Annotated in this window: 10 protein-coding genes; 3 read left to right on the top strand and 7 right to left on the bottom strand. The window is 67.2% G+C overall.

Features of this window, described 5'->3' with window-relative positions; genetic code table 11:
- Window positions 1-10 precede the first annotated feature (10 nt).
- Window positions 11-2,704, bottom strand: coding sequence for a TonB-dependent receptor plug domain-containing protein (locus P5F91_RS20005; protein ID WP_277908066.1), 2,694 nt, complete (start codon window positions 2,702-2,704; stop codon window positions 11-13).
- 312 nt (window positions 2,705-3,016) lie between these two features.
- On the opposite strand from P5F91_RS20005, the gene P5F91_RS20010 reads away from it, so the two are divergent.
- Complete coding sequence (locus tag P5F91_RS20010; protein WP_277908067.1) at window positions 3,017-3,991, top strand: LysR family transcriptional regulator; 975 nt, start codon at window positions 3,017-3,019, stop codon at window positions 3,989-3,991.
- Here P5F91_RS20010 and P5F91_RS20015 read toward each other — a convergent pair.
- From P5F91_RS20015 to P5F91_RS20025, 3 genes are read right to left on the bottom strand one after another with little or no spacing between them, the layout of a single operon-like run.
- On the bottom strand, window positions 3,929-4,228 hold the full coding sequence (locus P5F91_RS20015; protein ID WP_145611815.1) for an AtuA-related protein: 300 nt from the start codon (window positions 4,226-4,228) through the stop codon (window positions 3,929-3,931). The two genes, P5F91_RS20010 and P5F91_RS20015, sit on opposite strands and share 63 nt — an antisense overlap.
- Entirely contained in the window at window positions 4,225-5,574 is a 1,350-nt protein-coding gene (locus P5F91_RS20020) for an acyclic terpene utilization AtuA family protein (RefSeq protein WP_277908068.1), read from the bottom strand. The genes P5F91_RS20015 and P5F91_RS20020 overlap by 4 nt, the downstream gene beginning before the upstream one ends.
- Window positions 5,575-5,600: 26 nt before the next feature.
- Entirely contained in the window at window positions 5,601-6,908 is a 1,308-nt protein-coding gene (locus tag P5F91_RS20025; RefSeq protein ID WP_277908069.1) for a CitMHS family transporter, read from the bottom strand.
- Window positions 6,909-7,188: 280 nt separating this feature from the next.
- Here P5F91_RS20025 and P5F91_RS20030 point away from each other — a divergent pair, with 280 nt between their 5' ends.
- Entirely contained in the window at window positions 7,189-8,742 is a 1,554-nt protein-coding gene (locus P5F91_RS20030) for a tannase/feruloyl esterase family alpha/beta hydrolase (RefSeq protein WP_277908070.1), read from the top strand.
- A gap of 4 nt (window positions 8,743-8,746) precedes the next feature.
- On the opposite strand, the gene P5F91_RS20035 is transcribed toward P5F91_RS20030, so the two are convergent.
- Window positions 8,747-9,631 carry a LysR family transcriptional regulator gene (locus P5F91_RS20035; RefSeq protein WP_145611822.1) on the bottom strand — a complete coding sequence of 295 codons (885 nt, stop codon included), beginning with the start codon at window positions 9,629-9,631 and terminating at the stop codon, window positions 8,747-8,749.
- 113 nt (window positions 9,632-9,744) lie between these two features.
- On the opposite strand from P5F91_RS20035, the gene P5F91_RS20040 reads away from it, so the two are divergent.
- Window positions 9,745-11,244: a CoA-acylating methylmalonate-semialdehyde dehydrogenase gene (locus P5F91_RS20040; RefSeq protein WP_277908071.1), complete on the top strand. Its 1,500-nt coding sequence runs from the start codon at window positions 9,745-9,747 to the stop codon at window positions 11,242-11,244.
- Between the two features lie 167 nt (window positions 11,245-11,411).
- Here P5F91_RS20040 and P5F91_RS20045 read toward each other — a convergent pair whose 3' ends face one another.
- Complete coding sequence (locus P5F91_RS20045; RefSeq protein WP_211106979.1) at window positions 11,412-11,759, bottom strand: L-rhamnose mutarotase; 348 nt, start codon at window positions 11,757-11,759, stop codon at window positions 11,412-11,414.
- 17 nt (window positions 11,760-11,776) lie between these two features.
- Window positions 11,777-14,098, bottom strand: coding sequence for a GH92 family glycosyl hydrolase (locus P5F91_RS20050; protein ID WP_277908072.1), 2,322 nt, complete (start codon window positions 14,096-14,098; stop codon window positions 11,777-11,779).
- Between the last annotated feature and the right edge of the window lie 12 nt (window positions 14,099-14,110).

Genomic DNA, 14,110 nt, shown 5'->3' on the forward strand with positions numbered 1-14,110 from the left:
GCCCCTCACCTCAGAACTTGGTGTCCAGCCGGATGTAGACCTGCCGGCCCAGCGCATCCTCCAGGCTGGGCAGATAGCCGGTGAACTTGGCCCAGGGCGGGTCGCGGTCCAGCAGGTTGACCGCACCCACGCTGACCCGGACGGCATCCGTGGCCTGGAAGGCGTACTGCGCGTCCCACACCACCCAGGACCCCACCGTGGCCGAACTGGCCGCCCCCAGGTTCACGCCGTAATCGTCGACCACGCCGGAGGTGTAGCGCATGGTCAGGGTGGCGGTGTGGGGCCCGTGTTCCCATGTCAGATAGGTGTTGTCGCGCCAGCGCGGCGTGACGGGGGCGAAGCTGTTGGCGTTGCGGTGGCCCACCACTTCATAGATGGGGCCGCCAGGATTGTTCTGGATCTCATAGCTGTGGATGTAGGCCAGCGTGCTGCGCAGGGTCAGTTCATGACCGTCCAGGTCCCAGGTATAGGCGGCGGAGACGTCGATGCCATCGGTTGTGACCGCCCCGGCATTGAAATAGCCGACATTGACACCCACCAGCGTGCCGCTGGCGTCGCGGATGACGGCCGGCCCCGTCGGGTCGGCGTTGATCACGGCCTGGGCGTTCTGCAGCGCGATCTTCTTCTTGAAGTCATAATTCCAGTAATCGACCGACACCTCGGCATGGCGGATGGGGTTCCAGGTGATGCCCAGGTCGTAGTTGGTTGAGGTTTCCGGCTGCAGCTTGTTGTTGGGCACCGTGTTGACGTTGCGGAAGGTACCCTTGTCCCCGGCCACCAGCGGGTCATACAGGTTGGACGTGCCGCTGGTGGCAGCACTGCCCACCGATTGGGCCAGGGCCGGGGCGCGGAAGGCGGTGCTGGCCGCGGCCCGCAGGGTCAGTTCCGGCGTCGCATGCCAGTTGACGCCGATCTTGGGGTCGACGCTGTCGAAGGGGCCGTAATCCTCATATCGGATGGCGCCGTCGACATAGAGGTCTTTCAGGATGGGTAGGCCCAGCTCGGCGAAGCCGCTGCCGATCTGGCGGGTGCCCGATCCCGACACCCCCGGCGGCAGGTAGGCGGTGCGGCCGCTGGTGCGGAAGGCGTCATAGAGGATGGAGCGATATTCGTTACGGAACTGACCGCCCACGGCCAGCGCGCTGGTGCCCCCCGGCAGGTCGAACAGCTTCCCGGTCACCACCCCCTCCGCGATCATGTATTCCGACACGGTGCGCGAAGTGGTGTAGGTGAAGAACTGGTCGATGACCGCCTGGCTGTTGACCTTCTGGTCCTTGCCGAAGGGGCTGAAGTAGGAACAGCCGTTGGTGCCGGGGGCGAAGCTGGCGGTGCCGTTGAAGGACACCGGGCACCCGGCGCCGCCATAGCCATTGACGGCGTATTGTAGCGACACCAGGTCGGTTTCCTTGACGTCGTAGACCTGCTGTTCACGGGAATAGACGCCGTCCAGCGAATATTCCCAATCGCCCCACAGCTTGCCCTTGGCGCCCAGCACCAGGTGGGTGCCGGTTAAATCCGTCTTATCGTCGTCATGGGGACCGTTCACGCCCATGACACGGCCGAGGAAGGTGACGGGGACGCCGAAGGGATTGCCGGGGTTGCTGGCGGGCACGATGATGTTGCCGCGGGTGATAGGCGTGCTGGCCACCCCGTAGCGGTCGGAATCCTGGAAGTAATAGCGGCCTTCGAAGAAGATCTGCTGGGTGTCCGTCAGGTCATAGGTGCCGCGCACATGCGACAGCACCTGCTTGTAGGCCGGTTGGATGGGGTTCATGGCCTGGTAGCTGAACTGGCAGGCGCCCAGGGGGAAGCTGTTGCCCACGAACACGCCGCCGGTGCCGGGAACATCACAGCTGGGGTCCGCCACCTGCACGTTCTTGGTGGCCGCCACCGTGGGGTTGGCCCCGGCGGCGACGCGGGCCGCCACGGTGTTGTTGTACAGCTGGGTATAATCGATGGCGCCGTTGACGCCGTTGTTGATGACGACGTCGCCGCCGCTGGCCGTGTGCGGGGCCGAGGACAGGATGAAGTTGCCCGGCTGCGACGTGCCCGAGGGGCTGTAGAAGTTCGTCACCCGGCGCTGGGAATTCTGCAGGTTCTTCTGGTGTTCGTAGCTGAACGATCCCACAACGTGGAAGCGGTCGCCGCCGCCGCCGAACATGCCCTCCGCTAGATACTTGGGCGCGCCATCGATGAAGGTGTACTGCCCGCCCGCGGCCACGCCGTTGAACTTGTCATCGGTGATGAAGTTCATGACGCCGGCGATGGCATCGGAGCCGTACAGGGCCGACGCGCCGTCCAGCACCGTCTCCACCCGCTGGATTTCGATCAGCGGCACCAGGGTATTCAGATTGACGTAGGGGTTGAGATTGCTGTCCGTGTCCGTGGCCGCCGTGCGGTGGCCGTTCAGCAGCACCAGGGTGGAGGACGGACCCAGGCCGCGCAGGTTGGCGGAGCGGGAGCCGTGGTTTTCCGGCCCGCCCTTGGACAGATCCTGCGCGCCGCCCATGCTGCCGATGTTGGCCGGGGTCAGATTGGTCAGTTGGCTGAGGTTGCTGACGCCCGAGCGGCTGATGGCGTCGCGGTCCAGGGTCTGGGTCGGGTCGGGAATATCGGCCTGGCTTTTCACCTTGAGATAGGTGCCGGTGACGACGATCTCCGCGATGCCATCGTCGGTCGAATCCGCATCCTTTTGCTGGGCCATGGCGGGATAGGCCCCAGCGCACAAAGAAATGAGCCCCACGACCGAAGCGGTCGCCCGCAGATGAGCTGCAAATCCAGGCGCGGATACACTTCCAATTTTCATTATTTTCCCTCCCCGATTGGCGTTTTATGCCGGCCCACGGCGGCATCGCCTTCTCTATTCATGGGGAGTATTGTAGGGGCCGTTAGATTTGTAAAATTTGTTTTTTACATGCATTAATAAACTGCACTTATCAATGCAACCATCACAAAACCGCCACCATCGGCATGGCAACGATTGTGATGAATGAGGTTGGCGTGATAAGGAATTTATATGGATGTCAATCTTCGGCAGATCCGCGCCTTCCTGGCGGTGGTCGGGCTCGGCGGCTTTACCCGGGCCGCAGGCGCGCTGAACATTTCCCAGCCGGCCCTGACCATCCGCATCCGCCAGCTGGAGGACCAGATCGGCCTGCGCCTGTTCGACCGCAACACCCGGTCGGTGCAGCTGACCCGCGTGGGTCAGGAACTGCTGCCCGTGTTCCAGCGCCTGATGAAGGATTTCGACGGCGCCATGGCCGACATCCGGGAATTTTCGGAAGAGCCGCGCGGCACCATCCGCGTGGCTGTGTTGCCCAGCTTCGCCGCCGGGCCCCTGCCGGCGCTGATCGCGGACTTCCGCGCCCGCAACCCTCGCGTCTCCTTCGTGCTGAAGGATGCCGTGGGCAAGCGTGTGCTGGCCATGGTCCGCAATGAGGAGGTGGATTTCGGAATTGGCGTCGGCGGTGTCGATGAGCCGGACCTCGATACCATCGACGTCTTCGAGGACCGCATGGTGCTGGTCTATCCCCGCGGCCACGCGGCGGGGGAACTGCCCCTGGCCTCCGTCCCCGTCATTTCCCAGTTCCCGCTGGTGCTGATGGACAAGGACACCAGCGTCCGCCGACTGGTGGATGAGGCTTTCGCCGGCGCCGGCTCCATCGCCACCCCCGCCTGCGAGGCGACGTACATGTCGACGGCAGTCAGCATGGTGCGCGCCGGCCTGGGGCTGGCCATCCTGCCGGCCTCCGCCATCGAAATCCGGGGGTTCGCCGACATCGCCACCCGGCCCATCGACGATGCCGGATTCGTCCGCCGCATCGTCATCATCAAGCGCCGGGGCAGTTCGCTGCTGCCGGCGGTGGAGGAATTCACCAAGGTGCTGCTGGCGGCGGCCAACTCCTGCGCCACGCCTTCGGCCCCGTGCCTAGATGTCGAGGTCCAGGATGGCGGAGCTGAGGCACTTGCCATGGGCGTCCAAGGCCAATGAGCGTGTGACGCCGCCGCCCAGCGTGCGCGTCAGGACGAAGTTCAGCGCCCCCAGCCCCGGCAGGGCATAGCGCATGACCTCACCCTGGACCAGGGTGCCAAGGTGCTGGCGCACCCGTTCCGCCGTCACCGCCGCCTCCAGCCGCGCGTAATCTTCCGCCCGATAGGCGATGACGGAAATGTTGGAGGTGTTGCCCTTGTCGCCCGTGCGGGAATGGGCCAGGTCACGCAGCTTCATGGCTGAACCTCCAACATATGGATTTGCGGGCTGACAAGGTCGCGGGGGATCAGGGTCGACTGCACGGCGATGACCTCCTTGGCCATCTTGGTGGCGCCGCCGCCGCCGGCCGGGCCGTTGGTGTACAGCCCCTCCACCTCGTTGCCGATGCGCTCGGCATCCTTCAGGGTGTGGGTCCGGCCAGCGACGCGCAGGCGGACCTCATAGGGTTCGGGGGCCGCGGCTGACAGCTCGGGCCCATGGATGGCGTCCACGCCGATGAGGTCCAGCCGCAGCTCACGCAAGGGCAGGCCGATGATGCGCAGGCGTTCCGCCACGATGTCGCGGGCCAGGCGCGCCCGTGCCAGGGCGCCGGGACCGGCGTAGGAAATCTGGCCCTCGCCGATGTAACCATCGCTGTAACCCAGCGAGACCTTGAGGCTGCCGGGCCGCGCGGCCCCGCCGCCGCCATCCACCCCCACCTGGTCGGGACCCGCCTCGGTGATGGACACGCCGCTGAAATCGGCCGCCACGTCCGGCGTCAGATAGCGCGCGGGATCGTGCACCTCATACAGCAGTTGCTCCCGGCAGGTGGCGCCGGTAATCAGGCCGCCGCTGCCCGCCACCTTGGTGATGGTGACGGCGCCATCGGCCGCGACCTCGGCGATGGGAAAGCCCAGGCGCGCCAGGTTGGGCACGTCCTTGTAGCCGGGATCGGCGAAATAGCCGCCGCTGACCTGGCCGGCGCATTCCATGAGGTGGCCGACCAGCGTGCCCTTGCCCATGAGCGTCCAATCATCCGCCGCCCAGCCGAATTCATGCACCAGCGGCGCCAGGAACAGCGACGGGTCGGCCACCCGGCCGGTGACGACCACGTCGGCCCCATCCTTCAGCGCCCGCACGATGGGCTCCGCCCCCAGGTAGGCGTTGGCGGCCACCAGGTTGTCCGAAAGGCTGGACACCGGGGCGCCGGTTTCCTCAATCGTCAGGTCCTGGCGGGCGCGGATGATCTCCGTCACGTCATCGCCGGTGACGATGGCGATGCGCAACGGCCCCAGCCCCAGGGATCGGGCAACGGCAGCCACGGCGGCGCCGGCGGCATGGGGGTTGGCGGCCCCCATATTGGTGATGATGGTGATGCCATTGCGCCGGCAGGCGGGCAGAACGGCCGCCATGCGGTCGGCCAGCAGGGGGTCGAAGCCGGCGGAGGGATCCCGCCGCTTGGCCAATTGGGCCAGGGCGATGGTCCGTTCGGCCAAGCATTCGAAGACCAGATAGCGGATGTTCCCCGCCTCGGCCAGTTCCACCGCCGGCTCGATACGGTCGCCGGAGTAGCCGGCGCCGGTGCCTAGTCTGACGCGTTTCAACGCGGATGCCTCCTGGTCGCGGATCCCTAAAGGGGCAGCACGCCGATGACGACGGCGACCACCGTCATCAGCAGCGTGGCGCCGAACAGGTAGGGAATGCTGAATTTCTGGTGCTCCCCCAGGCCGATGCCGGTTAGCCCGATCACCAGGAAGGTGGCAGGTGTCAGGGGGCTGACGGGGAAGCCGGTGGTCATCTGGCCCAGCACGGCGGCCTGTGCCACATGCACGGGCTGGCCGCCCAGGCTGCCGTGAACCGAGGCGATGACCGGCAGGATGCCGAAGTAGAAGGAGTCAGGATCGAACAGCAGGCTGAGCGGCATGGACAGCACGCCCAGGATGACGGGGATGTGCCGCGCCATGCCGGACGGCATCACGGACACCGCCGCGCCGGCCATGGCCTTCAGCATGCCGCTGCCCTGCATGATGCCGGTGAAGGCGCCGGCCGCCAGCAGGATGCCGGCCATCATCAGCGCCGCCTTGGCATGGGCGTCCACCCGCCGGCGCTGTTCCGCCACGTCGGGATAGTTCAGCATCAGGGCCGCCACCGTGCCCAGCATGAACATGACCACCGGATCGACCCAGCCGCCCACCATGACCGTCATGACGGCGACCGTCAGGGGCAGGTTCAGCCAGAACAGCCGGGGGCGGCGCAACGCCCGCTCCTCCGCCGTCAACGGCCGTTCAGCGACCGGGACGGGCCCGGCGCCGGCCCCCGATCCAACCAGGGACAGACGGCGTTCCTCCCGCCGACCCAGCCACCAGGCGGCGGCGAAGACAAAGGCAAGGCCCGCCGCCTGCACCGGCAGCAGCGGCCGAAAGATGTCGGACACCGGCAGGTGCAAGGCAGCGGCGGCGCGGATCATGGGGCCCGTCCAGGGCAGGAAATTCACCCCCGCCGCCAGCGAGGTGACGCAGGCCAGGATGCGTCGGTCCATACCCAGGCGGTCGAACAGCGGCAGCATGGCGGGAATGGTCACCAGGAAGGTCACCGCCCCCGACCCGTCCAGATGGATCAGCAGTGCCAAAAAGGCGGCACCCACGGTGATGCGCCAGGGCCGGTGCCCCACCAGGCGCAGGATCCGGCTGATGACGGGGTCCAGCATGCCGGCGTCGGTGACCACGCCGAAATAGAGGATGGCGAAGACGAACATGCCGGCCACCGGGGCGATGGCCTTGATGCCGTCCAGGATGAACCGGCTGGTCTCCAGCCCGAAACCGCCCAGCAGCGCCCCGGTGACGGGCACGACGATCAGGGCCACCAGGGGCGACAGCCGGTTGCTGAGGATGGCCAGGAACAGGACGGTGACCGTGCCGAAACCCAGTACCGCGATCATGCCTCTCCCCCTTCTCTCGCGTCCGGTTCAGCCCGGACGTCGTGGCCCCTGGCGCCTGATGGTTGGATCCCTAGGGTTAAGGAGCAGGACCCGATAAGGGAAATAGATTTGTTCTATATTTGCGATAGTAAAGTTTAATGAATTCCGCGCCGGCCCGCCGGGGTCGGGCGGCAGCGATAATCAAAATCTATCAATCGCATAAAGTTAATCTAATTCCTTCCACCCTTCCGCCGTGGCATTCCCGGGAACAGAACACGGGAACAGGCTGGGGAGGATGAGCATGCGCGTGATGACCTGGACGGGGGCGGCGGCCGGTGCCCTGCTCACATGGGCCGTAACGACACAAGCGGCCCAGGCGGCCCCCCCAACCACAGACTGCGCCAGCCTGGCCGGGCGAAGTTTGCCCGAAGCGCGCATCCTGTCGGCCGAGCCCGTGGCTGCCGGCCCCTACAAGGCGCCTGACGGCACCGTCACCTTCCCCAACCTGCCCGCCTTCTGCCGCGTGACGGCCATGGCCGAGACGGATGTGAAGGTGGAGGTCTGGCTGCCCGAAACGGCGTGGAACGGCCGCTTCCAGGGCGTGGGCAACGGCGGCTTCGCCGGCAACTTCAGCTATTACGCCATGGGGCCGGCCCTGCGCGCCGGCTATGCCGTGGCCGGCACCGACACGGGCCATGGCCCGGCGGAAGGCAAGCCGGGTACCCGCCTGGACTGGATGCACGACCCCACCCAACTGGCCAACTGGGGCCACAACTCCATCCACCGCATGACCGTTGCAGCCAAGGCCATTGTCGCCGCCCGCTATGGCACGCCGGCGGCCAAGGCCTATTTCGAAGGCTGCTCCACCGGCGGCGCCCAGGCCATGACGGAGGCGGAGTATTTTCCCGGCGACTATGACGGCATCCACGCCGGCGCACCGGGCATGAACTACACCCGCCTGATGATGAGCTTCCTGTGGAGTTCGCGGGCCACCCTGCTGGACCCGGCCAGCACCCTGCCGGCGGAAAAGCTGACCCTGCTGCACCAGGCGGTGCTGAACGCCTGCGATGCCGCCGACGGCGTCAAGGATGGGCTGATCGAGAATCCGCAGGCCTGCCGTTTCGACCCGGCCGCGCTGCAATGTAAGCCTGATGCCACGGATACCTCGGCCTGCCTGACGGCGCCGCAGGTGACCGCCGTGCGCGCGCTTTACGCCGGCCCGCGCAACCCGCGCACGGGTGAGGCGATATATCCCGGCCTGGTGCCGGGCAGTGAATGGGGCTGGGACCTGCAGCAGGGCAAGTTGCTGGAGGCCTACGTCATCCCCCTGTTCCAGAACATGGTTTATGACAACCTGTCCTGGCGCTGGCAGGACTTCGACTTCGACCGGGACGTGACGCTGACGGACGAAAAGGTCGGCGCCACCATCACCGCCGTGTCGCCCGACCTGTCCGCCTTCAAGGCGCGGGGCGGCAAGCTGATCATGAGCCAGGGCTGGGCCGACCAACTGAACGCCCAGACCTATCCCATCCAGTATTACCAGGCCGTGGCGGGCACGTCGGATCCGGCCCAGGCCCGGGCGCGGCTGGGCGGCTACTTCCGTCTGTTCATGGTGCCGGGCATGGGCCACTGCTACGGGGGGCCAGGTCCCAACCGTTTCGATGCCGTAACCGCCCTGCGCGCCTGGGTGGAACAGGGCAAGGCACCGGACCGGCTGGTGGCGGCCAAACACGAAAAGGACCTGGACCCCACCTCCGCCGTGCTGCGCACCCGGCCCCTGTGCCCCTACCCCGCGGTCGCCCGCTGGATCGGCAAAGGCTCCAGCGACGAGGCGGCGAACTTCACCTGCCGGTGACGGCTCAGGCCAGCATCATGCCGCGCGCGGCGGCAATGCGGTCGGCGATATGCTCGCGCACGGCGGCGATGCGCCGGGTGTGGTGGCTGTCGGGATGGCTGAGCAGCCAATAAGTGCGGGTGAAGCGGATGTCCGGCAGCACCCGCACCAGTTCCGGAAAGCCCGCGGCCGCGTAATCGTGCAGCACGCCGATGCCGTGGCCCGACCGCACCGCCTCGATCTGGGCGACGACGCTGCCGCATTCGTAATGACGGTCGGTGTGGCGGCCGACCTCCCCGGCATAGTCCAGGGCCCGGCTGTAGGCGAAGTCCTCCACATGGGTGACGAACAGCCGCCCGGCCAGATCCGCCGCCGCGCGCAGCGGGCCATGGCGATCCAGGTGCCTCTGGCTGGCGTAAAGGCTCAAGGAATAGTCGGTCAGCTTGCGCACCATCAGCCGGCCGTGGTCCGGCTGTTCCAGGGTGATGACCAGGTCCGCCTCGCGCCGGGAAAGGGAGAAGGTGCGCGGCAGGGGCACCAACTGGATGGTCAGGCCGGGATGCCGTTCCGCCAGGGCGCCCAGTTCCCGCGCCAGAAAATAGGTGCCGATGCCGTCCGGCGCGCCCACCCGCACCGTGCCGGTCAGCCGGTCGGCACTGCCGGAGAGGATGGAACCGGCCTGCAGCAACTCGGACTCCATGCGCTCGGCCGCGGCCATCAGCGTCTCACCCGCCGGTGTCAGGGTGCAACCCTGCGGCCGCCGCTCCACCAGCAGCACGCCCAGGGATGTTTCCAGCGCCGTCAGGTGTCGGGCCACCGTGGCGTGGTTCAGGCCCAGGCGCTGGCCAGCCCCCAGGATTTGCCCAGCACGAGCGACGGCCAGGAAGACGCGAACCTGATCCCATTCCATAGGCCCGTCCAAACTATAAAATCCGCACAACGAAGCCGCGACATTGCAGGTTGATGCGCAGTTCTGCAAGCCGGATAAGCGAGGGGATAAGACCCGGCGGAGGAACGAGCGTCATGACCAAATCCATCCCCCATCACATCGCAGGCCGCCCCCAAGCTGGCCAGTCCGGCCGCACCGCGCCCGTCTATAACCCGGCCACGGGTGAGGAGACGGCCCGCATCGACCTCGCCTCCGTCGATGAGGTGGCGGCGGTCGTGGCGGCGGCATCGGCCGCCTTTCCCGCCTGGGCCGCCACGCCGCCCTTGCGCCGCGCCCGCATCCTGAACCGCTTCCTGCGCATCCTTGAGGACCGGGCGGACGAACTGGCCGCCGTCATCGTGTCCGAACACGGCAAGGTGCATTCCGACGCGCTGGGCGAAATCCAGCGGGGCATGGAGGTGGTGGAGTTCGCCACGGCCGCCCCCACCCTGCTGAAGGGCGAGGTGACGGAAAATGTCGGCACGCGGGTGGATAGCCATTCGCTGCGCCAGCCCCTGGGCGTGGTCGCCGGCATCACCCCGTTCAACTTCCCGGCCATGGTGCCCATGTGGATGTTCCCCGTGGCGTTGGCCGCCGGCAACACCTTCATCCTGAAACCTTCGGAACGGGATCCGTCGGCCGCCCTGGTCATCGCCCGGTGGCTGGAGGAAGCGGGCCTGCCCGCCGGCGTCTTCAACGTGGTGAACGGGGACAAGGTCGCGGTCGACGCGCTGCTGACCGCCCCGCAGGTGCAGGCCATCAGCTTCGTAGGCTCCACCCCCATCGCCCAGTACATCTATGAGACGGCCGCGCGCCACGGCAAGCGCTGCCAGGCCCTGGGCGGGGCCAAGAACCACATGGTCATCCTGCCCGACGCCGACCTGGACCAGGCGGTGGACGCCCTGATGGGCGCCGCCTACGGTTCGGCGGGCGAGCGCTGCATGGCCATTTCCGTCGCGGTGCCGGTGGGCCAGGCCACGGCCGACGCCCTTGTCGGCCGCCTGGCCGACCGGCTGCGCACGCTGAAGGTGGGGCCAGGCACCGACCCTCAGTCGGAAATGGGCCCCCTGGTCACCCGCCAGCATCTGGACAAGGTACGTGGCTATATCGAGGCGGGTGTGGCCGAAGGCGCTAAACTGGTGGTGGATGGCCGCGATATCCGTCTGCAGGGCTATGAGAATGGCTATTTCCTGGGCGGCACGCTGTTCGACCACGTGACGCCGGACATGAGCATTTACCGGGAGGAGATCTTCGGCCCTGTCCTGTCGGTGGTGCGGGCGCACAGCTACGACCAGGCGGCCCAGTTGATCAACGATCACCCCTATGGCAACGGCACCGCCATCTTCACCCGCGATGGCGACGCCGCCCGTGAGTTCGCCCACCAGATCCAGGTGGGCATGGTGGGCATCAACGTGCCCATCCCCGTGCCCATGGCCTTCCATTCCTTCGGCGGCTGGAAGCAGTCGCTGTTCGGCGACCACCACATGCATGGGCCCGAGGGCATCCGCTTCTACACCCGGCTGAAGACCATCACCACCCGGTGGCCCACGGGCATCCGCGCCGGCGCGGAGTTCGTCATGCCGACGATGAAGTAAGGGTTGGGTCTTATACCAAGTAGCGATGATCCTGACCTATGGCCAGGCCCATCGCCCTCAATCGCCGGCGCCGCCATCCGGCGGCTTGGCTTCCGCGCCTCACGGCGCGCGGCGGCAGTCGCCGCCGATACCAAGGAGCGATGAATGGAAATTATCGCTCCTTGGTATTACTGCTCGGCCAGGCTGAAGATACGCTCCGCCGGCACCCATTTCTCCCCCAGCTTGGCCCAGGGTAGGGGGCGCTGAAAGGTATCCATCAGCGCCTCCCACGCCTGGACGTCCGCATCGGCGATATCGGCTTCAGCCTTGGCCTCGGGGTCGTAGTCATCCGTCACCTCCACGATCATCGCCAGCCGGTCGCCGCAGAGATGGATTTCCATCTCCAGGATGCCGGCCCGGCGGATGGCGCGCACCACGGCCGACGGTACCTTGCCCGGCGCGTGCCACTGGCGATAACGCTCGATCAAGGCGGGATCGGACTTCAGATCCAGTATCAGGACATGGCGGTTCATCATTGTCTTTCTTGTAATATTCACACCTTAACCGGTGCGAAGGACGGCGGCCGGTCGGCCGCGTCGGCACCGAAGCGGGGGTTGGGCTTCGGCCCCATCTGGAAGGTCAGCCGTCCGCCCGCCGCCAGGCTGGCATGGCTGATCCAGCTCTTGGTATAGGCCGCGCCGTTCCAGGAGACGGACTGGATATAGGGACTGTCGGGCCCGTTGCCCGGCGCCTCCACCACCAGCCGGCGGCCCTGCCCCACGGCCAGCTCCGCCCGCCGGAACAGCGGCGAGCCGAAGACGTAGATGGGCGTCACCGGGTCGACGGCATAGAGGCCCAGCGCGCTCATCAGGTACCAGGCGCTCATCTGGCCGCAGTCCTCATTTCCCGCCAGCCCGTCCGGCTGGTCCTGGTGCATGGTGCGCAACAGCATGCGCACTCGCGCCTGGGTCTTATGAGGGGCGCCGGCGTAGGCGTAGAGATAGGCCACGTGGTGGCTGGGCTCATTGCCGTGGGCGTATTGGCCCACAAGGCCGGCGATGTCGGGCGGCGCGTCCGCCGGCATCTCCGAACTGGTGGTGAACAGCTCATCCAGCTTGCGCTCGAACGCGTCGGCCCCGCCGAACATGTCCATATAGCCGTAGAGGTCATGCTGGTTCAGGAAGGTGGCCTGCCAGGCGTTGCTCTCGGTGAAGTCCCGCCACCTCTTCATGTGGCCCATGGCGCGGGGATCGAACGGCTCGATCCACTTGCCGGCGCTGTCGCGGGCGCGCACGAAGGTCAGCGCCGGGTCGAACACATGGCGGTAGTTGCGGGAACGGTCGGCCAGGGCGCGGGCGTCGTCACGGGCGCCGGCCCCCGCCGCCAGATGGGCCAGGGCCCAGTCATCATAGGCGTACTCCAGGGTCTTGCTGACCGCCTCGTCCACCGTGTCGCTGGGGATGTAGCCCAGGCGGCGGTACTCGCCCATACCCAGGGTGGTGTCCTCGAACGCGCGCTTGCGGAACACTGGCCAGGCGGCCTTGTAGTCGATGCCCTTGAAGCCCTTGGCCTGCGCCTCCGCCAGCACGACGGCCGAATGCCAGCCGATCATGCAGCCCGTTTCCCGCCCCTGCAGCGGCCAGACGGGCGGGCCGGCTGGGCTTTCCACCGCCATGCGCACCAGCCCGTCCACCAGGTCGGGCACGCGATCGGGCTGCACCAGCGTGAACAGTGGGTGCAGGGCGCGATAGGTGTCCCACAGCGAATAGGTGGAATAGGTGTGGCGCCCCGCCGGCATCTGGTGGACGGCGTCGTCCATGCCGCGATAGCGCCCGTCAACGTCGCTGAACAGCGTGGGCGCCAGCAGGGCATGGTAGAGGGCGGTGTAGAAGATGCGGCGATCGGTGTCGCTGTCCGCGTCGATGCGGATACGGGACAGTTCCGATTGCCAGGCGTCGCGGGCGGCACCGCGCACGCGGTCGAAATCCCAGCCGGGAATGTCGCCCTGCAGGTTGCGCAACGCGCCCGCCTCGTCCACGGCGGACAGGCCGACCTTGACCAGCAGGGGCGCCTGGGCGGCGTCGGGATAATGCAGCGCGCACTTCAGGTTGGTGCCGGCCGCCTGGGCGCCCGCCACCGGCTGGTCGTCGGAATACAGCTGGGCCGTGGCGAAAGGCCGCGACAGCTTCAGGGCGAAATAGATGCGGCGCCCATCGGCCCACTGATGCACTCGCCGACCACCCGCCAGGGTGTCGTTGCCCACCAGCCGCAGGCTGGCGTCGGTCACCCGCGTGGGCACGCCGTGCTTGTCCTGCATGCCGTGGTGGAAGTCGATCAGCAGGTGCGCCCCGTCCTTTCCCTGCGGGAAGGTATAGCGGTGCAGACCGGCACGCGCCGTGGCCGTCAGTTCCGCCGTGATGCCGCTATCCTTCAGCCGCACGCGGTAATAGCCGGGCGATGCCTGTTCGTCGGCATGGTCGAAGCGGGCGCGGTAGCCGCCCTCGGGGGCCTCAAGGCTACCCGGCTGCAGCACCACCGGGCCGACCCTGGGCACCACCAGCACGTCCAGCATGTCGCCCACGCCGGTGCCGCTGAGATGGGTGTGGGAAAAGCCCATCAGGGTGCGGTCATCATGGTGATAGCCCGAGCAAGAGTCCCAGCGGCCGTTGTCGGTGTCCGGGCTCAGTTGCACCATGCCGAAGGGCACGGTGGCGCCGGGGTAGGTGTGGCCATGCCCGCCGGTGCCGATGAAGGGATCGACCCAGCGGGTCAGATCCTGGCCTTCTTCCGCCCGGGCTGCGGTTAGCGGCAGCCCGCTTCCGCCCAGCAAGGCCAGGCCGGCGGTGCCCCCCAGCAACGTCCGACGTGTCAGCATGATCTTCTCCTT

The organism is Nitrospirillum amazonense, from assembly GCF_029594735.1.
Taxonomy (GTDB): Bacteria; Pseudomonadota; Alphaproteobacteria; order Azospirillales; family Azospirillaceae; genus Nitrospirillum; species Nitrospirillum amazonense.

What these genes read in the sequence shown, in the direction of transcription:
- P5F91_RS20040 (WP_277908071.1), top strand. Translation starts at nt 9,745, where the DNA reads ATGACCAAATCCATCCCCCATCACATCGCAGGCCGCCCCCAAGCTGGC.
- P5F91_RS20035 (WP_145611822.1), bottom strand. Translation starts at nt 9,631, where the DNA reads ATGGAATGGGATCAGGTTCGCGTCTTCCTGGCCGTCGCTCGTGCTGGG.
- P5F91_RS20045 (WP_211106979.1), bottom strand. Translation starts at nt 11,759, where the DNA reads ATGATGAACCGCCATGTCCTGATACTGGATCTGAAGTCCGATCCCGCC.
- P5F91_RS20010 (WP_277908067.1), top strand. Translation starts at nt 3,017, where the DNA reads ATGGATGTCAATCTTCGGCAGATCCGCGCCTTCCTGGCGGTGGTCGGG.
- P5F91_RS20005 (WP_277908066.1), bottom strand. Translation starts at nt 2,704, where the DNA reads ATGGCCCAGCAAAAGGATGCGGATTCGACCGACGATGGCATCGCGGAG.
- P5F91_RS20030 (WP_277908070.1), top strand. Translation starts at nt 7,189, where the DNA reads ATGCGCGTGATGACCTGGACGGGGGCGGCGGCCGGTGCCCTGCTCACA.
- P5F91_RS20015 (WP_145611815.1), bottom strand. Translation starts at nt 4,228, where the DNA reads ATGAAGCTGCGTGACCTGGCCCATTCCCGCACGGGCGACAAGGGCAAC.
- P5F91_RS20025 (WP_277908069.1), bottom strand. Translation starts at nt 6,908, where the DNA reads ATGATCGCGGTACTGGGTTTCGGCACGGTCACCGTCCTGTTCCTGGCC.
- P5F91_RS20050 (WP_277908072.1), bottom strand. Translation starts at nt 14,098, where the DNA reads ATGCTGACACGTCGGACGTTGCTGGGGGGCACCGCCGGCCTGGCCTTG.